Origin of the sequence: Anthropogastromicrobium sp., assembly GCF_037349415.1 — a bacterium.
Taxonomy (GTDB): Bacteria; Bacillota; Clostridia; order Lachnospirales; family Lachnospiraceae; genus Anthropogastromicrobium; species Anthropogastromicrobium aceti.
Genome location: NZ_JAXWCK010000025.1, coordinates 71249 through 92393 on the forward strand (window position 1 = coordinate 71249; position 21145 = coordinate 92393).

Genomic DNA, 21145 nt, shown 5'->3' on the forward strand with positions numbered 1-21145 from the left:
TTCCAATCTACAGCCATATTTTAACAGCAGGCTACCTATTGGCTTCGTCATGGTTTCAGTATAGCGCATCTGCACGCTTCGGTCAATTACAAAACAAAAGTCAAACTCGTTTTGCACCCATGTGGCACTGCGTCTACAATTTGCATCGTGCCTTTATGAGCACTCACGATTTGCTGTACGATCAAAAGTCCTAATCCATGCCGCAAATCCAGACGCTCGTCTGTGCTTTCCATATAATGTGGCTTTTTTTCTAACTCGCATCGTTTCTCAGGTGAGATCCCGATGCCATCGTCTGTAACAGAGAGGATAAGACAATTCTTCGCATATTTTTTTGTGCACTCCAGCGCAAGATAAATTTTGCAGCCATCTGGATTATGCTTGATACTGTTTTGCACAAGATTACTGATTGCACGCAGAATTAAACGAGCATCCCCTTCCAAAACTGCATTTTCAGCATTCTCTGCAATTTCAATTTCGATCGTATAGGTATCTGAAATGCCAGAATTAAGTAGTTCCGCTGCGTAAGAACGGATAAGCTTTGATAAGCGAATGACTTCCAGATGAAGCGGCTGCATTTCATATTCTAACTGCGATACCAAATTTAAGTCCTGTACAAGCTCTTTGATCTTCACGCTTTGATTTCGCACAATCTCGGCTTGCTCCTTGATTGATGCACTAGCCTCTTTATTCTGTGCAATGCGCTCTGCATATCCCATAATCATGGAAAGCGGTGTGCGAATATCATGAGAAACACCGCTAATCCAGTTGGCTCTCGCCTCATTTTGTTTACTTAAAATGTTTGATGCCTTATTTACACTTTCTGCAATTTCAGCCAGTTCTCCATCCACATGAAGGGAAATTGCCTTGCCATCCGATAGTTTTTCCACTGCCGCTACAATCGGTTCCGTATTTCGAATGATCTTGCGCCGTGAACAATAATACGCAATAAACAAGCATATAAGATCCGTTCCCAGCATTCCCATAAGAAAAAGCGGAAGTCTCTGAATTGCCGCGATTGAATAATAATTACTGGTTAACTTCATATAGCTGTTTTTCGGATAGCCTAGTACCAAAAGACCATCGGCCGTATTCCAGACAAAAACAGGATAATCAGCCAAATACCCCTTGGAAAATAATGCAACATCCTGAATCGTATAGCTTTGTGGAATCTCAGCAGGCAAGTCAAATGCCCAAAAGCAATTGCCATCAGGCGTCAGATACAGCGCCCAAATATTTTGCTCACGCAATCTTTGTGCTGCCTCCTCTGATAAGGCATCATGAGTTACCGAAGCGGCAGTTAGCTCCAACATTGTTCGAGGAGACGCGGCTCCATAATCTTCTGTCACAGTTTTATGAAATGCGACAACAAAAATTATTACATTGATAAATAATAGAAGTAGAATAAATGCGGCAAACGATGCCAGATATTTTGAAATATATGCGCCAAATGATTTCATGATCTATGACCTCACTTTCGCATAATCAATTTGTAGCCCAAACCCTTAATTGTGATCAATGACTTGGGATTTGACGGATCCGTTTCGATCTTTTCTCGTACACGCCGCACATGGGCATTCAAACTATTTTCATAGCCAAATGGATTGTCGCCCCATAGTGCTTCGCAAAGCGCATCAACGGTGATAATTTTTCCTTCATTGCGGGCAAGTGTTTTTAACAGCATGTGTTCCTTTGCCGTTAAAAAGAAAATCTCGTTTCCTTTGTAGACTTCTGCTCTATCAAAATCTACCGTACATCCATCCAGCACAACCAGTGGATTGTCTTCCTTATAAGAGCGACGCAGTACTGCATAAATGCGAAGTATCAATTCCTGCGGCAAAAATGGTTTTACAATATAATCATCTGCTCCAAGCCCCAGCCCGGCAAGTTTGTCCGCTGCCTCATCCTTCGCAGTCAAAAAGATGATCGGCACATCAGTAAATGAGCGAAGCTGCTGCATCAAAGAAAAACCATCTTTATCTGGCAGCATCACATCCAAAATGATCAGATCCGGTTTTCCTTTTTTTGCCTCTGCAACCGCTTCTTTCCCCGTAGCAGCCATAAGAATTTTTTGAAAACCAGCATCTTTTAAAATATCGGATAGCATTTTCAGCAAATCCGGCTCGTCATCTACAAGCAGGAGTGTTTTCGTATATAAAAATGAATTGTCCATCGTGTTTCCTCCAACTACAACCATATGTATCGTTATCGCTATCATTACAGCTACAATCATAATCACAATTATAGTTATGACTGCAACCACAGCCACAACTAGCGATAGTATATCACAGAGAATCTCATCTGAGGGGCATATCTCAAAAAAGTAAGGTAAAAGTAAGGACGCGAGAAGATTATTGTCAGGTTCACGTTGTACGATAAAAGCATCGAAAAAACCACACTTATCTATCAGGAGGAGATGTTCTTATGAACTATATTACAGATCGCGCTACCGATCATACTACAGACTGCATTATCACCACCGAACAGTTGACAAAGAAATACAAAAACTTCACTTCTGTCAACAATGTTTCGCTTCACATCCGCAAAGGCAGTATCTATGGTTTTCTCGGTCCAAATGGGGCTGGAAAATCTACCACGATGAAAATGCTTTTGGGTCTGACCAAGCCGACAGCTGGCAGCTTTACCATTGACGGAAAACACTTCCCAGCTGATCGCCTTGCAATCTTAAAGGAGATTGGTTCCTTTATCGAATCGCCTTCGTTTTATTCCAATCTGACAGGACGAGAAAATCTTGATATTATTCGTAGAATTTTAAAACTGCCGAAAAGTACTGTGGACGAGGCTTTAGAATTAGTTGGTCTAACTGAATTTGGTGACCGACTGGCAAAAAAATATTCACTTGGTATGAAGCAGCGTCTTGGTCTTGCTGGTGCTTTGCTTGGCCGACCGCCTATTCTGATTTTAGATGAGCCGACCAATGGTCTTGACCCATCCGGTATCCATGAAATTCGCAATCTCGTAAAATCTCTGCCCACGCTTTATGATTGTACCGTCTTAATCTCATCCCATATGTTATCCGAGATTGAGTTGATGGCAAATGACATTGGCATTCTCAATCATGGCCGACTATTATTTGAAGGCAGCCTAGATGAACTGCGGCGAAACGCCTTGCAGGCTGGATTTGCAGCTGACAATCTAGAAGAAATGTTCCTCTCAATGATTGACAATGACAATACCACCAGAAAGCAGAGGGCAAAGCTATGAGTCTTCTTACAATCGAACTTCAAAAAGAAAAACGAACCGGTGTGATTCCCGTACTGATTGTCGTTGGCATTTTAGGTGCCGCTTATGCCCTTGTCAATTTCTTTGTGAGGAAAAACACACTTTTATCTCTGCCGCTTGCCCCGATGGATGTTTTACTGACCCAGCTTTATGGTACGCTTCTGATTTTAAATATGTTTGGCATCATCGTTGCCACCTGTATGATTTACAATATGGAATTTAAAGGAAATGCCGTAAAAAAATTATATATGCTGCCTGTAAGCGTCCCCAAAATGTACCTGTACAAATTTTTGATTCTGACAATTCTGCTTTTGATTGCAATCACTTTGCAAAATCTTGCACTTATAAAAATTGGCATGACCGATTTGCCGCAGGGTACATTTGAGTTACCGACACTTATTCGGTTCGCCGCCTATTCGTTTATCACCTCTATGCCGGTATTATCTTTCTTGCTGCTGATTTCCTCGCGCTTTGAAAATATATGGATTCCTCTTGGCATCGGTGTCGCTGGCTTTTTAAGCGGAATGGCATTGGCAAATTCCGATCTTGCCATTTTGATGTTTCATCCTTTTGTTGTCATGCTAAAGCCTGCGGTTGCGATGAGCGCCCAACCTGACAAATCAATTGCTCTTGTTGCTCTCACAGAAACCGTTCTGTTTCTTGCCATCGGTTTGGGACTGGCAAACTATACGCACTACGAATAAGGAGGATGTTGAAATGAGTGAAATAAATAAAATAAGTAAAATGAGCTTTTCAGAATTGCTCAAAATTGAATTTATGAAATGCAAGCGTTCCAAAATCGTACCCCTGATTTTTATTGCCCCTTTGCTTGTGGTTTCTTCTGGAATTGCAAATTTAAGCAGCTATTTCACACCAGAATATACAAATGCATGGTCCGCTATGTTCATTCAAAGCGCACTTGTTTACGCATATTATCTGTTGCCCTTTAGCATGATCGTCGTCTGCGTCATGATTGCAAGCCGTGAAACTAGAAATAATGGGATTCTAAAAATGCTTGCGCTGCCTGTTAGCCGCTATGCGCTTTCCGCAGTCAAATTTTGTGTACTAATTTTTTATCTTTTTATGGAAATGGTTGTCTTTCTTGCTGTGTTTGTCATTGGCGGATTGATTGCAACTAAGACAATGGGCGTAACCGAAACTTTGCCTATTTTTTATTTATTGAAATGGTGCTTCTCCCTTTTTCTTACAATGCTTCCTTGTATTGGGACAATGTGGGCCATTACTGTCCTTTTTGAAAAACCACTGCTATCGGTGGGCCTTAATCTGCTTCTTGTCATTCCAGGTGTTTTGGTTGCAAATACGCCTCTTTGGATTGCTTACCCTTATTGCTACAGCGGCTATTTGGTTTCCTGCTCGCTGCACGATTTTACAGCAGAAGCTTCGGATGCTGCATTTTCTCTGTTTCCATTTTTGCCTTGCGCGGTTCTTGTCTTTTGTCTGGTGTTTGCGCTGGCGATCACGCAATTCGGCAGAAAAGAGATGAAATAAAATAAAATCGAATAAAACCATGCTTTTACGCATACTACTACAATAATAAATCTGCGCAAAGGCATGGTCCCTCTATGAAAATTCGATGGAAAACACTATTTGTCTGTATCCTAATTCCACTTGCAGTTGGCAGCCTATCCGCTCTTATAACCCGAAATGGCATGGAAGCTTTTGCTCTAGTAAATAAGCCCGCCCTAGCACCACCGAATTGGCTATTCCCTATTGTGTGGACACTATTGTATACACTAATGGGATTTGCATCTTATCTTATTTACACATCAAAACGCCCCAGTCAACAGGCATTGGCCGCATACGGGCTTCAACTCATTGTCAATTTCTTTTGGTCCATTTTCTTCTTTAACCTGCAATGGTATTTATTCTCTTTTATTTGGCTAGTTCTGCTATGGCTTTTGATTTTATACACAATAAAACAATTCTATCCGATCTCAAAGCCTGCAAGCTACTTATTGATTCCTTACCTATTGTGGGTCACATTTGCAGGATATCTCAATTACACTATTTATCTATGGCAACCACAAGCATCATACCACCAATTCGCCATACTTCATTTACATTTCCAGTGACAATGCCCTTGTTTACGATTGCTGCTGTCAGCGTGGGAATATATAATGTTCCCAACACCTGCGCAAACAGCAGAAAAATCATAAAAATCGCGCGCCCCTTATAGGGACGCAAATACTTTAATAGTTTGAACATACAATTTACATTTCCTTTCTGCTATAAGAAACTTTTAATGTGCGTCTTTGGGACGATGAATTTTTTCAACTGCTGCTTTCAACGCATTTGCATGTTTTTGTAAAAGCGGCAGCAGCAAATCCTGCTCCTCCTGTGTCAGCGCTGAAAATGCCTCCTTTTCCGCCTCCGTCAACGGGACTGCAATTTCTTCCATAATCTTTTCTCCTGCTTCTGTCAGGTGAATATACTTGTTTTTCTTATTTCCCGGCTGACAGATCAACGTAATAAGACCTTTTTTCTCCATGTTTTTGATGGTGGTATGAATCGTTTGCAAACTATAATACCATTGGCGGCAAATGTCTGTTTGCAAATAATCTCCATTGTGTTCAAATAGCGCATAGAGAACCCAAAGCTCTGCATCGGTAATACCAAACGAGCCAGCATAGCTGTCGTAAATATCATCAATCATTTCGTAAACCTGATTGACGGCTTCCAATTTTTGATTCAATCTTGGATTCAGTTTTGAATTCTGATTTCGATTCTGTTCCTCAATTTGTTTCATAGTTTGTTTCATAATTGTCCTCCTTAAACAAGAATACTCCGAAATCGTAGTTTTTACTATACTACGATTTCGGAGTATTTTCAATGACTGTTCTGTTATTTAATAAATTCTTAAAAAAACGTTTTTACCAATTGTCGTTAATCGGCCGTGCTGCCAACCCAATCCGAATGAAATGTTGTCATGCACTCGGTATCTCCATCCACAGACTTCGATACAAGAAGTCCTTTTTTGATATCCTTTAAGGTTTGCTCGTACTCATCAATATACTGATCGGTCAATTCTTGTGTCCACAAGAAAGTTCCTTCGCTGGTTTTAACCCTTGTATGCTCATCTGCCATTTCCTGAAGTGTTTTCTTTTCCTGTTCCAGCCACACCTTGTACTCATCATAAGTCCACCACTCATAGTTGATTGCAGGATAACTGCTATTATACGCTTCTTCCGATACCCAGGTTGCGCCATTGTCTTCACTGACAAAGCTCTTTCCACTCGTCTTATCCTTGTAGCTCATGACACCATCTGAATCATCCGTCGTCGATACAACCATTTCTTTCGATATGGATTTCGTTGCCTTACTTGCTGATGAATCCAGTGTACGAGCCTCTGCAGTCCCATTCATCTGACCTGCTGCTCCCATTCCCATCAATGCTGTCAGGGCCAAAGCCCCCATTGTCTTTGCTTTTCCCATTTTCTTTTACCTCACTTTTAAAATTATAGCTGCCCTTTTCAGGACAGCTAAAGAATAGCAAAAGAATTTGAATCGTATTTGCAGGAAATATGAAGTTTAAATGGAGTCGCTATCACTTCTTCTTTGCGGCATTTTAAACCAAAACAACACACCTCTGTCTGAATTTTTGATTCCATATTTTGCATGGTGCAAATCCATGATTTTGCGAACAATATAAAGACCTAATCCAGTCCCTCCTGTGTTACGATTGCGTGAGGCATCCACTCTATAAAACGCTTCAAACAAATGAGAAATTTCCTCCTCCGGAATCGTAACACCTGTATTTTCTATTTTACAAAAAACGATATTCGTATTTTTCTCATTTGATAATGATATATTGATTTCCTCGCCATTTGGTGAATAACGAATGGCATTTATCAATATATTTTGAAGAGCTCGTTCCATCTGCGCAGAATCAACTTCGCACAAAAGCTTGTCTGGAATGTCTACCGTAAGCGATAGTTCTTTTTCAGACAATAATTCGGTCACATCCGCTATCTGTACCCGAAGAAGCTCTGCCAAATCAATCATTTTATATTCCGATTTCTGACTTTCATCTGTTTTCGATAGATACAATAATTCCTTCACCAATGTTTCCATCTTCTCAACAACAGCCAACGATCGTTCCATATACACTTCCCGATTTTCATATCCTTTGACCTTGTTAAGCATTCCCGTTAAATGACCTTTTAAAATGGTCAAAGGTGTTTTTAACTCATGTGATGCCGCTGAGAAAAATTCACGTTGCTTTTGTTCCAGCTCTCGCTGTTTTGAGATTTCAACTTTTAACTCGATATTGCTTTCTTTTAATTTTATAATGTAGCGTGAATAAATGCCAGAGCATACGATTGATATAAGAAAAATCCCAAAAATAACAAGTGGAATGGTTTGCCAGATTGCTTCTGTCGCTTGATTGATAGATACCGTATCCCCCTGAACACAAAGAGTATATTCACTGCCAAATAAAGTAAACGGATAGCCAATCTCCGATAATAGCTCGTCATTATCTGTTGTAACTATGATAGTATCCGTGGATTCCTGAATTGTAGCAATCGAATCCTGATCTGTTGTGGTTTGCAATTCATCACTTGAATACAAAATCGTTCCATTCTCATCTTCAATGTAAACAGTTGCTTTTGTCTGTACTGCAAATTGGCTGGCAAGCATATAACACTCCTCTAAAGAGTTTGCTCGTTCCAATACTGGCACGAAATCATTTGCCTGCTTTTGCAATTCTTTGCTAAGCCGATTGCTATAAGTTTGAGGAATATATCTTGCCATGCTAAAAACAGAGAGCAAGCACACAAAAAGCAAAAGAATCGTCGTCAATAAAAAAAGTTTCACTGTTAGACTTGTTTTAATTTTCCTTATCAATTCGGTACCCCACCCCTCTGATTGTTTTGATATAGTCCACATCCAGCTTTTTGCGAATGTTTTTTATATGACTGTCAACAATTCGATCTTCTACCTCCAGATCATCTGCCCACAATCGGTCAAGCAACATTTGTCTCGTAAATACTTTTCCTTGATTTTCCAACATAAGCTTCAGCAAGGCAAATTCTTTACTAGTTAAAACCACTTCTTTTCCTCTGTGATAGACATGAAATCCGTCAATATCCATGCTCAACTCTTTGTACGTAAGCATGGATTGATTGTGATTTTCACTCGTTCCTCGGCGAAGAATGGCTGCAATCTTGCATAATAAAATTTTAGGTGAAAAAGGCTTCGGAATATAATCATCAATTTGCTGTTCAAATCCTTTTAGCTGATTATCTTCATCTGCAAGTGCCGTAAGCATAATAACCGGAACCTGCGACTTTTGGCGAATGACCTCACAGACACCATAGCCATCAATCTTTGGTAATAGGATGTCTAACAGGACAAGATGAACAGTATCATCAAATTTTGCAATTGCCTCTACGCCATCGCCCGCAATCACAACCTCATATCCAGCATCAATCAAATGATTTTTTAATATATCCTGAATGTCAATATCGTCTTCAACAACTAAAATTTTCTGCATAAGCCTGCCTCCCTTACTGCCCATATACTTTAAATTTAATGGTAACATAAAAGAATGGATTTTTTATGGAGTCATCATAAAGTTGTATAAAATCATCAAACATTATTGACAAAATATTTGTATTATGTTATATATAAATTAGATAAATAAAGATATTAAAAAGAAAATAATAAGAAGGATGTGATAAAAATGATTAGTTGACAGTTTTTTTAAGAAGTTGTAAGAAAAATTTAAGAAACTCATTTTTAAAGATTCCATACGATTATATGAGGAGGTGTAGCATATGAAGAGTATTTGGATTGCATTTTTAAGTGTCATGTATATGTTGGGTTCCATTCTGTGTATAAATCAATCACCTGATACTACATCTAACGAAGAAGTAAGTATTCAACCGACAGGTTATCCTGACGGAGAACTTCAGTGGACATATATTTTCTGGGAAGGAAATTTATATTCTAACGATGCTATTTTCGTTAAAACATTGCCGGAGGATGCTTATCAAATTGGTGAAATAGCAAAAGAAGATAACATCAATTACCCAGATGAAAATCTTGAAGCTTCTCATATTGATGTAGGCGTTGAAGTTTATAGTGATACGCGATATTTATATATCAAAGCTGGAACTGATAGCTACAGACGATTTTCAATTAGCACGGACGCAAATTAACATATTTTATTCCTTATAGAAAGGAACTTCCCAAATGAAACGATTAAAACTATGTCTAATAGCACTCATCATTTGTTTTGGCTTGTATGGCTGCAAAGGAATCGATTTTACTTCAACACGTAGATATGCCGATTGCATGAATCTCAACTGGCACTTAAGCTTGCCTGAAACGGATGTTGTAATATATGAAAAAAATTCTGGTGCCAGCTTTACCGGTGATGGCACCCGATACCACATTCTCCAATACGATGAAGAAAATGCAGCTATCATTTTAAAAAGTTTCGATTGGGAAGCTGGTGAACTAGACAGTGAATTAGCCATTAAAATGAATGAATGGCTAGATGATATCGAAGTGCCATCGGAAGAACGCCCTAAACAGAACGAATGGAAACATACGACTTTACTAAGAAAAGAGGACAACAGAGATCGTCTTATCATGTTCTTTGATGAAAGCACAAATCAGTTGTATGTAGTAGAATATTTCTTATAAAGTTAAAGGCTTTGTTTGTCTTAGTCAAAAAGTAATTCTTTTAATATGCCCGCAAGTGTTAGATTCTCACTCTAACGCTTGCGGGCGATTTAATTTGAGCCATCACACAATCTCAAAAAGCCAGTTTTCACGCCACGGTGAACTTCTATTACTCTTCAATCAACTCGTGCTCTTCAACTTTAAGCTTGCCAGCCTTGTAATCTGCCAATTTCTTTTCCAAGTAGCGAGTATTGTTTTCTTCCTCCGATGACTGTCGTTCAAACATTCCTGACATGGCAATTTTTTTTACAGCCTCAATTGCGACCTCATAACTTACCTTTTCTTCCAAAATACGAGACGTAACATTCTCATAATCATCTTTATAAATTTCATTTCTTATCAAAAAATTCAGCATATCAGGTACATTTACTTCTGGTTGAGCCGATGGACAAATATTTGTCATTGCACGCACATTGCGTACCTCTTCAACTAGCGCTTTAAATTCCTTTGTCTGTGGAACAAGGTCGATCAATTTATAGATATCATAAATATGACGCGAATGCTTTTTTACCCGATCCTGCATATAGTAATCGCAAATAGCAAAAACCTTATCTACTAATGTACGATCAAGCCCCTGCACTTTCATTTCAAAAGGTTCCAAGCCAAAATTTTTAAGTTCTTTTGGAGCTTCTTCCATCATCATATCTCCAATATAGCTGCGAACCGGCATCACAACTGTCGGAAAAGACACCTCTGCAAAAGATGTCTCCATTAGCACTGCTGGTTGAACCGCATCGTCTGAATCAGAAAGTACAGATTGATATTCCAAAATATATCGATTATAACTTCTACGGCTACGAGTCTCATCAATATTAGGAATGGAAAGCCCTAATATTGACGAAATCTCCTTAATAACTTCCTTAAGTTTCTTCATTTGCCCTTGTGATAACTTGGAATCAATTGTAATATCAATATCTTCTGAAAAACGCTTGATTGCTTTATGACATTTTGATAACGATGTTCCACCCTTAAATACAACAAAACCCAAACGCTTCGATAATTCGCGCAGAATCATGGTAACATAATAATCCTTCTCTACAATAATGGGAAGGACACGAAAATATTCACTTGCCAAATTAACTGCATTCGCAAATTCTTCTTTATTTTCATGCAGATACGCCATTTAACAACCCCACCTCATACATATTTTTGTAAATACGCTCTGGATAATATGGCAAAAAAGGCTTCATATTTTCAAACTCAATATTTTTGCTCTTCATATAATCAAACAAGCGATTTGTCAGTTCTTCTCCCTCAACTTCGGAGATATCCACAACTTCCTTTATCAAATCAAGAAACTGGAGAATTGCCATATTTCTTTCATTTATTTCACAATACGGTTTTCGCAAAATCACACGCAAGTTTGCCAGTTTCGTCTCCCTATATTCTGTCGTAGCCTTGTTTGTATAGACTTCATATACACCTGGAACCTGAGTCGTTAAACCAAGTTGATTTGCAAATAGGATTCCTCCAAGATAACCGCAACGATTAACGCCATCCACTAAATATTTTTTTCTGATAACCTCATCGACAGATAATACCGACCCAGACCGAAACATTGATTTCTTAGGAATGTAATAGATTCCCGTATCAAAACGTTTTAATCGTCCATCTTCTGTTAGCTTTTTCATTTGCTGGCGAACAGATACCGCTTTTATGCCAGAAATATTCAATTCCGACAAAAAAATGGGTTCGTTTGCTTTATAGTTATTTTCTATATAATTGTATACTTCATCAAATAACGCCACACTTTCTACCTCCTCTTAATACTTATTAGAAGTATATATTTTCTATTTTGTTATTATACATTAAAGAAAATTTAATTGCAAGTTTTATTTTTAAGAGTTTTGAAAAAGATAAACCGTACCTTTCAACATTCTTTTTCGAGAACGTAACTGGTGCTGAGACGATATGCTTTACAAGGCGGGACGTTGTAGCGGGTCTTTCAAAATAGCTATGACAATAAAGGACCTAACAGGAGCCCGCGGAATTGGGCCCGCCGACAAAGTCATTCGTCGAAGCACCCTTCTTAAAGCTTCCGGGCCACCACTTCTCCTACACTGCCTCCTGCCGCAGTTCTTCGCAAATATTTCCTCTCTTGACTTTTCGCCACGTATAAACTGTGGAAAAAATCATTACGAGTATAAATGCCGCGGCGCCAACTGCATACAGCCCAATTGGTATGACTTTATTTGTGTAGATAGAATACTTCAAATAGGAATATGACTCATAGTTTGCCAGAACTCCCATCAACCCTCCTATCACAAAGCCTCGAAGCGTATAGCTTAAATTCTCCGCGAAAATCATTCTTAAAAATGTGTGCTTGCTGCAGCCTGCTGCTTTTATCATCGCATACTCCCTTGTGCGAAGCCGCACTGCCGTCGTGATTGTATTGGCAATATTCGCCAGTGAAATAAGAACAATCAGAATCAAAAAGCACATCAAACACACATTGAGAATGCGCATCATATTTGCTTCATACTGATCAGTTTGCGGCGGCATTCCAATATCAAATGATTCATCATACTCATTTCTCAATTCTGACATTAGTTCTAATGCACGCTCGGAATCAATTGTTTTCACATATGCATAGTCCTGAATATTAGGCATAATAAACAGTTCTTCATTATAGGCGCTAAGCGGCAGCACAAAGCCCCAGTCTCCTGCCCATGCCCAGTATGGATAATCCTCTGCATTTACAGTCTCTCCGATTTCAAATGAAAGCTTTTCCATGGACTCTTCCACTGGAACTTTAAATTTTTTAAAATCATCATCTGACTGTGCAGTCCTGCCATCTCCCACCAAATAAATCATCATGCTTGGATCCTCAGGATCTGGATAAACATATGAGGCATCTCCAATCTTCTTTTGTTCCATGATTGAGATTTCAGTCAATTCACTGCTGTCTTTAAACATCGCACCCTCATAAAAACGTCTTCGTCCATCATCAAAATCGGCTGCGCCTTTCACAGCATTTAAAATCAAAATTTTTGGATTTTCAGCCCTCAGATATTCCTCTGGATTTAGTCCAAGCTGCTTTAAATATGCCTCATACTCTGTGTCTTCCACAAAATAAACTTGATCTCGATAATGCATCTGACCATCTACAATATATTCCCCTACAGCAAGTTTTCCTACATCTGTCAAATTACTCTCATCCACCACAATATGCAAATTGGCCTTGCGAATATAGACCGCCTCTATAATACTCGATGACGTTCTTAGCTGACCAACAAGCTTCTCTCGAAATTCCTGTGTGAGATATTCTTGATCAAATGTATCATTATAAATACTGTTAAACTGAATATGATAATTATAATAATACGGAACATTCAGTCCCTTCATACTCAGACGCATGTAGTAGATAAATCCGCTTCCACCAAGAAACAAAAACAGACAGATCGCCAGAGAAAAACTAATCGCACGGTATGATTTTTTATTGCGCTTTGCATTGCGGTGTGCAATCAGACCGCCCACGCCAAACACCATTCCTAAGATACCGCGTCCACGTATATTCCTTGCAAACTTAGGATCCTTAATATCATTTGTCTGGCGAATCGCCTCGATCGGAGAAATCCGTCCAGCACGCATGGCTGGCACCATCGCAGAGATCAAAATGGTGATGAGCCCTGTCACAGCTGCAACCACAAGATACCAGACTTGCGTATAAAAGGTCATCGAAATGCTTCCCACATATGCGACTCCATTTGAATTGATCATCGCATCAAAACTGTTCTTTAAAAGCCGAAATACACAGCTTACACCAACACAGCCAATTAGCAATCCTGCCGGAATCGCTGATACTGCCAGAAAGCCCGCTTCCAGAAAGACACTCACGATAACCTGAAAGCGCGTAGCACCAATAGATTTAAACAGCCCAAACTGACGTGTTCGCTCAGTCAGAGATATCGAAAACGAATTATAAATCAGTGCAATGCTCGCAATCGCAACCACCACCATTAACACTGCACACATACCAAATAACATATAGCGGATATCGGAGACACCTTGCCCAAAATAACGCAAAAGCGTCTCATTGATCTTTGACTGGTGATCGCCAAAATTTTTTGCAATAAAGTCGCTGGTATCATCAATGCTTTTCGTTTTTAAATAAATATCAGAAATCGTTGTCTGCACCCCTGTTGTCAGCACAAGATAACAAGGCTCCGCAAACTTTTGATAACCGGGATTTGTGCTAACTCCGACAATCGTATAGGTCTTTGTCTGTTCTACCTGTATCGTCTCTTCCTCGCAAAAATCCGCACTGCTTCGATCCTCGATTCTTTGTTCCTGATGCTGTATGACTCTGCCATCTGACCCAATACGCTCGCCAATCTGCCAGGTGATTGTATCGCCAACGTGAAATTCTTTTCCAGCTGTTGTCATCATTTGTGGGATAATGACTTCGCTGTCATTTTCCGGCAAACGCCCTTCAATCAACCTTACGCCCATCGTAGCAAAAAAGTCTGCATCCACGCTTCCGATCGCCACATAAACTCTATTCGACAGCGAAACTTCATGTTCAATACCAAAATTCTTCTCGGCAACGCCGACAATGCCCATGCGACAGATCTGCATCACTTCCCCAGACTGTGCCAAGCGCGCCTCATCTTCTTCGTCACAATTATAAATCACGCCATAATAATCGCCATCGCGCATTTTCATATATTCGCTGAAAAAATGAAACAGACTTGAGGTTCCCGTAAGTACTGCTGTCAGCAATGCAAATGACAAAACAATTCCCGCAAATGTGACTGCCGTTCTCGCCTTATTCGCTGCTAACATCCGCTTTGTATACAAAAATAAAATCTTCATCAGCTGATCACCTCATCTCTGCAAATTCGCCCATCCTCGATGCGGATTAAGTGCTTTGCCTGGTTTGCAATCTCCTCGTCGTGCGTGATAATAATCAAGGTCTGATGATATTTTTCATTCGACAATCGAAGAAGATTCATGATCTCCTGACTGTTTTTCGAATCAAGATTTCCAGTCGGCTCATCGGCTAAAATCACCGTTGGCGAATTGATTAGCGCCCTTCCAATTGAAACACGCTGCTGCTGACCACCAGATAACTGATTTGGAAGATGATGCTCACGCCCTTTTAAGCCAAGATCATTTATCATCTGATCGATGCGCGATTTTTCCACCTTTCGACCGTCAAGAAGCGCCGGAAGTGTCATATTTTCAACAGCATCAAGCACAGGAATTAAGTTATAAAACTGATAAATCAGTCCCACCTGCCTTCGGCGAAAAATTGCCAGCTGCTCATCATTTTGCTTATATATATCCTGTCCGTCCATGTACACACTTCCGCTGTCTGGACGATCCACTCCGCCTAATATGTGCATCAGCGTAGACTTTCCAGAACCAGATGTACCAACAATTGCAACAAACTCTCCCTTTTCAATCGAAAAAGAGACATCATCAAGAGCTCTTACTTCATTCTCGCCCTTTCCATATGTCTTACACAAATGTGATGCCCGCAAAATCTCCATTCTCATCCCTCCTGATTTCCTGAATTTTCCGTTTTCAATTATTATGGTACACGCTATAAGTGACAACTCACTTACTTTTTGGTGACATTTTTGTCACTTGCGCACATGAATGACAAATTTTGCGCCGCCCTCCTCTCTGTTTTGCGCCTTAATTGTTCCATTTTGTTTTGCAAAGATACTCTGTGCCATTGCCATACCAATTCCAAATCCGCTGTTGCGCGCCGTTTTTCCTCTGTAAAATCGCTCAAAAATATGTGGCAGTTCCTCATCGCTTATGCCGCTTCCCTCATCCGTGATCACGATCTCACTGTAAACAGATGTCTCTCGCCAACTCACACAAAGATTACCGCCGTTTTCCATATGCTCTATGCCATTTTTCAAAATATTAGTAATTGCCTCTGCACTCCAGCCAAAATCACCCTGAAAGCTGTCTGTGTCATTTCCATTCAGACAAAGCTTTACACCGTGCAAGTCCATGGAAATCGCAAGCGGCTCTGCACTATGTAAAATAAGCTCCTTAATAAAAATCTTCTCCTTCTGAAGAATAGCAGTTCCTGAATCAAGCTTTGCCATCTTAAGAAGCACTACGACAAGCGAATCTACACGATCTACAAGCTGCTGCATCTCGGTAAGACGTCTTGCACGCTGGCGCACTTCGTCCTCTCCGCTTCCCTCAAGCTTTCTAATGCTGCTGATCATCAGACGCATTGCAGTAAGCGGTGTTTTTAATTGATGAGAAATATCAGCCATCATCTCTGCCTGAAAATTCTTTTCTTTTTGAAGCTGATCTGCCTGCTCACGCAGTCTTATGACAAGTTTTCTTACTTTATCCTGCAAAATGGCAAGCTCTCCCTCGCTGTATTCGTCCAGATTCCAGTGTTCTTCCCCATAAAGAATACGGTCGATCTCGTCTGACAGACTAGATGCCTGCGTCTCACGCCTGCAAATCTCAGATATAAACACGCCAGACAAAACAAATGCAGAAAAAACAATGCAGACAGCTGCCTGCCAACCCCACACAAAGAAAACGATAAGTGCGGCGGCTGCAAGCATACTGTCTGCCATGATTAATTTATTATATTCTGGTCTCATAGGAAATTTCCCCTTTTCATCATTCTGTCCGATCCTCCATGCGATATCCAATACCTCGAATAGTATGAAGCAGGCGTGGACTTTGTGGATTTTTCTCAATCTTCTCACGCAGACGCTTCATATACACAGACAGCGTATTATCATTTACATATTCGCCAGATGCATCCCATATCTCCTCAAGCAGCTGATTTCTCGTCAAAATCTGACCTTTGTTCTGCAGTAAAATAAGCAGCAGACGATACTCAAGTGCCGATAAAAACAACTCTTTTTCGCCTTTTGTCACTGTTGCTGATGACACATTGACCTTAAGATCGCCACAGCTTAAAATGCGCTGTTCTTTTTTGCAGCGGCGAAGAACTGAGCGGATTCTTGAGATCAGCTCACGAGGTCGAAATGGTTTTGCTATGTAGTCATCTGCACCCATATCAAGGCCTGCGACTACGCTGTACTCATCACCTGATGCAGTCAGAAAGATCACCGGAATCTCGTATTCTCTTTTTATTTCTGCACAGATAGAAAAGCCATTTCCATCTGGCAGACTTACATCAAGGAGCACCAGATCAAAAGCTTGTACCAAAAGGCATTCGCTCGCCTCTTTTTTAGAGCCTGCAATTTGCGTATCAAAACCCTCTGCGCGAAGCAGTTCACCTAGATACGCAGCGATTTGGCCATCGTCCTCTACCAGTAGTATTTTTGTCATTTTCTTCTTTGCCTCCCGGAACTTTAATGCCACGTTATTTTATCGCGCACAGCGCTGATAAGCAAATCGCGATGTTCCATTCTCTACATATATAACACCACAGCGCTCAAATCCATTCTTTTCAAACAAATGCTGCATGACATTGTTATCCTTATGTGTATCGGCGCGAAGCTCTGGGCAAATCACTTCGCAAAAGGAAACTATCTGTGAAAATACTCCCTTGATTGTACCGTCACTTGCAACACGATGAATTGTTCCGTATGTATTGTCATTTTTCCAGCTGCCCTGCTCGATCACACGATACGTCGGATCTTCTCCCACAAAGAACTTAAATGCTGCATGGGGAATGTTATCCTCTCCCATGCAGACAAAGCTGTATCCATTTTCAATATCATCCTGTATCATTTTTCGTGTTGGATAACCAATCTCCCACTGCGTTGTGTTTCCAGTACTATCCATAAATCGCTTTGCCCTGGCATAAATTTCCATCATGCGATCAAGATCAGTCAGCTTGGCTTTTCGTATTGTTATCATGTCCACGCTTCTCCCTTCTGCTATTAAAAGACAATAGCCCAAAAAGAGCTGCCGCTCCACGGATGATGACATCCATTTTGCAGCAGCTCTCCCTGCTAAAAACTATTTATTTATCCTTATCTTTTTCAAAGAAATCTTTGATTGGATGCTTTTTCTTAGTTGTCGTTGTATTGGCAGTCGTCTTGCCATTCATTGCCTCATCAAATGCCTGCAGTGCCTCTTTTTGCTCCTTTGTCATACTGGTTGGTACCTGTACTACAAAAGTAACATAATGATCACCGCGTACATTTTTGTTGCGAAGACTCGGAACACCCTTGCCTCTTAAACGTACCTGCGTATCAGTCTGAGTTCCTGCTTTAAGCTCATACTCCACCTGACCGTCAATTGTATCAATTCTAATCTTTGCACCAAGCGCTGCCTGTACAAAAGATACTGGCACTGTTGAGAAAATATCGTAGTCCTGACGTCTAAAGATCGGATGCTGTGATACTGCAACCTCAACAAGAAGATCACCCCACTCGCCGCCGTTAATACCAGGCTCACCCTTTCCTCGGATGCGAATACTCTGACCATTGTCAATACCAGCTGGAATCGTAACCTGAATGGTCTTTAACTTTGTCTGATATCCGGTACCACGACAATCCGTACACTTGTCCTTTATGATCTTACCGCTTCCATGACAATCCGGGCAGACCTGAACGTTACGAACCATACCAAACATTGACTGCTGTGTGATTGTAACCTGACCGCGTCCCTGACATTTCGGACAAGTAATCGGAGAAGTTCCTGGCTTTGCACCTGAGCCATGACAAGTCGGACAAGGATCCTTCAGATTTAACTTAAGCTCCTTCTCGCAGCCCTTTACAGACTCATCAAAAGTAATACGTACTGCTGTTCGAAGATTTGCGCCCTTCATAGGACCGTCATTTCTTCTGCTTCGTCCGCCGCCAAATAAATCTCCAAAGATATCTCCAAAGATGTCTCCCATATCGCCGCTAAAGCCACTAAAACCACCGCCGTAGCCTCCGCCGCTGCCATCAAATGCTGCATGACCAAACTGATCATACTGTGCACGCTTTTCCTTATCACTTAATACACTGTAAGCCTCTGAGGCCTCCTTAAAAATTTCTGCAGCTTCTGCGCTCGGGTTAATATCCGGATGATACTTCTTGGCAATCTCTCTGTATGCCTTTTTTATGGCGGCATCATCAGCGTCCTTCGCTACACCAAGGACTTCGTAGTAATCTCTCTTCTCTGCCATAAATACTCCCATCTGGGCAACCGCTCAAAGCCGCTTCGGCCAAAAGGGCTACCAATACTTTTCTTACTCTTAACATGGCAAAACTCCTGGAGAAGTCCCCAAGAGCAATGCCATTTTTTATCTTACTAAAACTTCTTAATTATTTCAACCCACAGTTGATATTTTTTTCAAACTTTCTAATTAAGCGTTTTTTTATTAAACTTCCTTGTAGTCTCCATCAACAACATCGTCAGAAGAAGATGAGGAACCTGCACCTGCGTTCATGTCTGGGCCTGCCTGTGCGCCACCCTGAGCTGCCTGTGCCTGCTCATACATCTTGGAGAACAGCTGCTGTGCACTGTTCTTTAATGTCTCAGTCTTTGCCTTTAACTGCTCAGTCTGATCTGGTGTTACGTTGTTGATATCGGTAGAAGCTACCAGATCCTTCAGTGCCTGAAGGTCGCTCTCTACCTGACCCTTTAAGGTCGGATCCAGCTTATCGCCAACTTCTTTCATTGCATTCTCAGTCTGGAATACGAAGGAATCTGCCTCATTACGAGCATCTACGCCTTCCTTACGAGCCTTATCCTGTGCCTCGAACTCAGCTGCTTCCTTAACAGCCTTCTCGATATCAGAATCAGACATGTTGGAACCTGCAGTGATGGTGATGTGCTGCTCCTTACCAGTTCCAAGATCCTTAGCAGATACATTTACAATACCGTTTGCATCGATATCGAAAGTAACTTCGATCTGCGGAACACCTCTTCTTGCTGGTGCGATACCGTCCAGACGGAACTGTCCTAAGGACTTGTTGTCACGTGCAAACTGTCTCTCACCCTGTACAACGTTGATATCTACTGCTGTCTGATTATCAGCTGCGGTAGAGAAGATCTGGCTCTTCTTTGTCGGGATTGTAGTATTTCTCTCGATCAGATGAGTAGCAACACCACCCATAGTCTCGATTGAAAGAGTTAACGGAGTAACATCAAGCAGAAGGATATCACCTGCACCTGAATCACCTGCTAACTTACCACCCTGAATGGAAGCACCGATTGCTACACACTCATCTGGGTTCAGTGTCTTAGACGGCTCCTTACCAGTCAGTGCACGAACCTTATCCTGTGCGGAAATCATACGTGTTGAACCACCTACAAGAAGAACCTTATCAAGCTCTGCTGCTGTCAGTCCAGCACCCTCAAGAGCCTCTCTTACTGGTCTCTCAGTACGAGCGATCAGATCTGCTGTCAGCTCATCGAATTTTGCTCTTGTCAGTGTCATATCTAAGTGCTTCGGTCCCTCAGCAGTAGCGGTGATGAACGGAAGATTGATGTTTGTGGTAGTAGCAGTAGACAGCTCTTTCTTTGCCTTCTCTGCTGCTTCCTTTAATCTCTGAAGTGCCATCTTATCGTTAGACAGATCAACACCCTCAGTCTTCTTGAACTCATCTAACATCCACTGAGTAACCTTGTTATCAAAGTCATCTCCACCTAAGTGGTTGTCACCAGCAGTTGCCAGTACTTCGATAACGCCATCACCTATCTCAATGATAGAAACATCGAATGTACCACCACCAAGGTCGTATACCATAATCTTCTGCTCATGCTCATTATCAAGACCATATGCTAAAGCTGCTGCTGTAGGCTCGTTGATGATACGCTTTACATCAAGACCTGCAATCTTACCAGCATCCTTTGTTGCCTGACGCTGTGCATCGTTGAAATATGCCGGAACAGTGATAACTGCCTCAGTTACCTTCTCACCCAGATAAGCCTCTGCATCTGCCTTTAACTTCTGAAGGATCATTGCGGAGATCTCCTGAGGAGTATATCTCTTATCATCAATTGTTACTTTATAATCAGTACCCATATGTCTCTTAATAGAAGAAATGGTATGGTCTGCATTTGTAACAGCCTGACGCTTTGCCGGCTCACCTACAAGACGCTCACCAGTCTTTGTAAATGCAACAACGGATGGTGTTGTACGAACACCCTCTGTATTTGTTATAACAACTGGCTTTCCACCTTCCATAACTGCTACACAAGAGTTTGTAGTACCTAAGTCAATACCAATAATCTTTCCCATAATCTAATTTCCTCCTAGATTGATCTTTTAATGTTTTGTAATCAAATCTTT

Annotated in this window: 22 protein-coding genes; 6 read left to right on the plus strand and 16 right to left on the minus strand. The window is 40.9% G+C overall.

The features are described from left to right. Nucleotides 1-86: 86 nt before the first annotated feature. Nucleotides 87-1457, minus strand: a complete 1371-nt coding sequence (locus WJP93_RS04115) for a HAMP domain-containing sensor histidine kinase (RefSeq protein ID WP_337547061.1) — start codon at nt 1455-1457, stop codon at nt 87-89. An 11-nt stretch (nt 1458-1468) separates the two neighbouring features. After that, nucleotides 1469-2170 carry a response regulator transcription factor gene (locus WJP93_RS04120; protein WP_337547062.1) on the minus strand — a complete coding sequence of 234 codons (702 nt, stop codon included), beginning with the start codon at nt 2168-2170 and terminating at the stop codon, nt 1469-1471. Nucleotides 2171-2421: 251 nt separating this feature from the next. Between WJP93_RS04120 and WJP93_RS04125 the strand changes: the two genes are divergently transcribed. The 4 genes from WJP93_RS04125 (at nt 2422) to WJP93_RS04140 (ending at nt 5333) form a co-directional block, all read left to right on the plus strand. Next, nucleotides 2422-3222, plus strand: coding sequence for an ABC transporter ATP-binding protein (locus tag WJP93_RS04125; protein ID WP_066563112.1), 801 nt, complete (start codon nt 2422-2424; stop codon nt 3220-3222). Then, nucleotides 3219-3944: an ABC transporter permease gene (locus tag WJP93_RS04130; protein WP_337547064.1), complete on the plus strand. Its 726-nt coding sequence runs from the start codon at nt 3219-3221 to the stop codon at nt 3942-3944. The genes WJP93_RS04125 and WJP93_RS04130 overlap by 4 nt, the downstream gene beginning before the upstream one ends. Nucleotides 3945-3984: 40 nt before the next feature. Beyond that, nucleotides 3985-4749 (plus strand): ABC transporter permease, encoded by a 765-nt coding sequence (locus WJP93_RS04135; protein WP_337547129.1) that lies wholly within the window; start codon nt 3985-3987, stop codon nt 4747-4749. Nucleotides 4750-4910: 161 nt separating this feature from the next. Next, nucleotides 4911-5333 carry a TspO/MBR family protein gene (locus WJP93_RS04140; protein ID WP_337547130.1) on the plus strand — a complete coding sequence of 141 codons (423 nt, stop codon included), beginning with the start codon at nt 4911-4913 and terminating at the stop codon, nt 5331-5333. Here WJP93_RS04140 and WJP93_RS04145 read toward each other — a convergent pair. The 5 genes from WJP93_RS04145 to WJP93_RS04165 form a co-directional block, all read right to left on the minus strand. Next, nucleotides 5266-5466 carry a hypothetical protein gene (locus tag WJP93_RS04145; RefSeq protein WP_227100376.1) on the minus strand — a complete coding sequence of 67 codons (201 nt, stop codon included), beginning with the start codon at nt 5464-5466 and terminating at the stop codon, nt 5266-5268. The two genes, WJP93_RS04140 and WJP93_RS04145, sit on opposite strands and share 68 nt — an antisense overlap. Nucleotides 5467-5500: 34 nt before the next feature. Further along, nucleotides 5501-6019 carry a MarR family transcriptional regulator gene (locus WJP93_RS04150; protein ID WP_337547065.1) on the minus strand — a complete coding sequence of 173 codons (519 nt, stop codon included), beginning with the start codon at nt 6017-6019 and terminating at the stop codon, nt 5501-5503. A gap of 125 nt (nt 6020-6144) precedes the next feature. Continuing rightward, the gene (locus WJP93_RS04155; RefSeq protein WP_227100335.1) at nt 6145-6693 is read right to left on the minus strand and encodes a hypothetical protein; all 549 of its coding nucleotides are present in this window, start codon (nt 6691-6693) and stop codon (nt 6145-6147) included. Between the two features lie 96 nt (nt 6694-6789). Continuing rightward, complete coding sequence (locus WJP93_RS04160) at nt 6790-8106, minus strand: HAMP domain-containing sensor histidine kinase (protein ID WP_337547067.1); 1317 nt, start codon at nt 8104-8106, stop codon at nt 6790-6792. Continuing rightward, nucleotides 8090-8755: a response regulator transcription factor gene (locus WJP93_RS04165; RefSeq protein ID WP_227100333.1), complete on the minus strand. Its 666-nt coding sequence runs from the start codon at nt 8753-8755 to the stop codon at nt 8090-8092. Before WJP93_RS04165 ends, WJP93_RS04160 begins: the two co-directional genes overlap by 17 nt. A 283-nt stretch (nt 8756-9038) precedes the next feature. Here WJP93_RS04165 and WJP93_RS04170 point away from each other — a divergent pair, with 283 nt between their 5' ends. Next, nucleotides 9039-9422: a hypothetical protein gene (locus WJP93_RS04170; protein ID WP_118613419.1), complete on the plus strand. Its 384-nt coding sequence runs from the start codon at nt 9039-9041 to the stop codon at nt 9420-9422. A gap of 34 nt (nt 9423-9456) precedes the next feature. After that, nucleotides 9457-9912 carry a hypothetical protein gene (locus WJP93_RS04175; RefSeq protein ID WP_118613421.1) on the plus strand — a complete coding sequence of 152 codons (456 nt, stop codon included), beginning with the start codon at nt 9457-9459 and terminating at the stop codon, nt 9910-9912. Between the two features lie 148 nt (nt 9913-10060). Here WJP93_RS04175 and WJP93_RS04180 read toward each other — a convergent pair whose 3' ends face one another. The 9 genes from WJP93_RS04180 to dnaK all read right to left on the minus strand — a co-directional run bounded on the left by WJP93_RS04180 (nt 10061) and on the right by dnaK (nt 21094). Continuing rightward, a complete protein-coding gene (locus WJP93_RS04180) occupies nt 10061-11074 on the minus strand; it encodes a nucleotidyl transferase AbiEii/AbiGii toxin family protein (protein ID WP_118613423.1) in 1014 nt (337 codons plus the stop codon). Next, nucleotides 11058-11699 (minus strand): hypothetical protein, encoded by a 642-nt coding sequence (locus WJP93_RS04185; protein ID WP_066563105.1) that lies wholly within the window; start codon nt 11697-11699, stop codon nt 11058-11060. The genes WJP93_RS04180 and WJP93_RS04185 overlap by 17 nt, the downstream gene beginning before the upstream one ends. Before the next feature lie 307 nt (nt 11700-12006). Beyond that, the gene (locus tag WJP93_RS04190) at nt 12007-14766 is read right to left on the minus strand and encodes an FtsX-like permease family protein (RefSeq protein WP_337547072.1); all 2760 of its coding nucleotides are present in this window, start codon (nt 14764-14766) and stop codon (nt 12007-12009) included. Beyond that, nucleotides 14766-15446, minus strand: a complete 681-nt coding sequence (locus WJP93_RS04195) for an ABC transporter ATP-binding protein (protein WP_262536723.1) — start codon at nt 15444-15446, stop codon at nt 14766-14768. Before WJP93_RS04195 ends, WJP93_RS04190 begins: the two co-directional genes overlap by 1 nt. A gap of 93 nt (nt 15447-15539) precedes the next feature. After that, the gene (locus WJP93_RS04200; RefSeq protein ID WP_337547074.1) at nt 15540-16538 is read right to left on the minus strand and encodes a HAMP domain-containing sensor histidine kinase; all 999 of its coding nucleotides are present in this window, start codon (nt 16536-16538) and stop codon (nt 15540-15542) included. 19 nt (nt 16539-16557) lie between these two features. Next, the gene (locus WJP93_RS04205) at nt 16558-17238 is read right to left on the minus strand and encodes a response regulator transcription factor (RefSeq protein WP_337547075.1); all 681 of its coding nucleotides are present in this window, start codon (nt 17236-17238) and stop codon (nt 16558-16560) included. Nucleotides 17239-17277: 39 nt separating this feature from the next. Continuing rightward, nucleotides 17278-17772 (minus strand): N-acetyltransferase, encoded by a 495-nt coding sequence (locus WJP93_RS04210; protein WP_337547077.1) that lies wholly within the window; start codon nt 17770-17772, stop codon nt 17278-17280. Nucleotides 17773-17878: 106 nt separating this feature from the next. Further along, nucleotides 17879-19033: a molecular chaperone DnaJ gene (gene dnaJ / locus WJP93_RS04215; protein WP_337547078.1), complete on the minus strand. Its 1155-nt coding sequence runs from the start codon at nt 19031-19033 to the stop codon at nt 17879-17881. Nucleotides 19034-19228: 195 nt separating this feature from the next. Next, nucleotides 19229-21094, minus strand: a complete 1866-nt coding sequence (gene dnaK, locus WJP93_RS04220) for a molecular chaperone DnaK (protein ID WP_066563096.1) — start codon at nt 21092-21094, stop codon at nt 19229-19231. Between the last annotated feature and the right edge of the window lie 51 nt (nt 21095-21145).

What these genes read in the sequence shown, in the direction of transcription:
- WJP93_RS04115 (WP_337547061.1), bottom strand. Translation starts at nt 1,457, where the DNA reads ATGAAATCATTTGGCGCATATATTTCAAAATATCTGGCATCGTTTGCC.
- WJP93_RS04120 (WP_337547062.1), bottom strand. Translation starts at nt 2,170, where the DNA reads ATGGACAATTCATTTTTATATACGAAAACACTCCTGCTTGTAGATGAC.
- WJP93_RS04125 (WP_066563112.1), top strand. Translation starts at nt 2,422, where the DNA reads ATGAACTATATTACAGATCGCGCTACCGATCATACTACAGACTGCATT.
- WJP93_RS04130 (WP_337547064.1), top strand. Translation starts at nt 3,219, where the DNA reads ATGAGTCTTCTTACAATCGAACTTCAAAAAGAAAAACGAACCGGTGTG.
- WJP93_RS04135 (WP_337547129.1), top strand. Translation starts at nt 3,985, where the DNA reads ATGAGCTTTTCAGAATTGCTCAAAATTGAATTTATGAAATGCAAGCGT.
- WJP93_RS04140 (WP_337547130.1), top strand. Translation starts at nt 4,911, where the DNA reads ATGGAAGCTTTTGCTCTAGTAAATAAGCCCGCCCTAGCACCACCGAAT.
- WJP93_RS04145 (WP_227100376.1), bottom strand. Translation starts at nt 5,466, where the DNA reads ATGTTCAAACTATTAAAGTATTTGCGTCCCTATAAGGGGCGCGCGATT.
- WJP93_RS04150 (WP_337547065.1), bottom strand. Translation starts at nt 6,019, where the DNA reads ATGAAACAAACTATGAAACAAATTGAGGAACAGAATCGAAATCAGAAT.
- WJP93_RS04155 (WP_227100335.1), bottom strand. Translation starts at nt 6,693, where the DNA reads ATGGGAAAAGCAAAGACAATGGGGGCTTTGGCCCTGACAGCATTGATG.
- WJP93_RS04165 (WP_227100333.1), bottom strand. Translation starts at nt 8,755, where the DNA reads ATGCAGAAAATTTTAGTTGTTGAAGACGATATTGACATTCAGGATATA.
- WJP93_RS04170 (WP_118613419.1), top strand. Translation starts at nt 9,039, where the DNA reads ATGAAGAGTATTTGGATTGCATTTTTAAGTGTCATGTATATGTTGGGT.
- WJP93_RS04175 (WP_118613421.1), top strand. Translation starts at nt 9,457, where the DNA reads ATGAAACGATTAAAACTATGTCTAATAGCACTCATCATTTGTTTTGGC.
- WJP93_RS04180 (WP_118613423.1), bottom strand. Translation starts at nt 11,074, where the DNA reads ATGGCGTATCTGCATGAAAATAAAGAAGAATTTGCGAATGCAGTTAAT.
- WJP93_RS04190 (WP_337547072.1), bottom strand. Translation starts at nt 14,766, where the DNA reads ATGAAGATTTTATTTTTGTATACAAAGCGGATGTTAGCAGCGAATAAG.
- WJP93_RS04195 (WP_262536723.1), bottom strand. Translation starts at nt 15,446, where the DNA reads ATGGAGATTTTGCGGGCATCACATTTGTGTAAGACATATGGAAAGGGC.
- WJP93_RS04200 (WP_337547074.1), bottom strand. Translation starts at nt 16,538, where the DNA reads ATGAGACCAGAATATAATAAATTAATCATGGCAGACAGTATGCTTGCA.
- WJP93_RS04205 (WP_337547075.1), bottom strand. Translation starts at nt 17,238, where the DNA reads ATGACAAAAATACTACTGGTAGAGGACGATGGCCAAATCGCTGCGTAT.
- WJP93_RS04210 (WP_337547077.1), bottom strand. Translation starts at nt 17,772, where the DNA reads ATGATAACAATACGAAAAGCCAAGCTGACTGATCTTGATCGCATGATG.
- dnaJ (WP_337547078.1), bottom strand. Translation starts at nt 19,033, where the DNA reads ATGGCAGAGAAGAGAGATTACTACGAAGTCCTTGGTGTAGCGAAGGAC.
- dnaK (WP_066563096.1), bottom strand. Translation starts at nt 21,094, where the DNA reads ATGGGAAAGATTATTGGTATTGACTTAGGTACTACAAACTCTTGTGTA.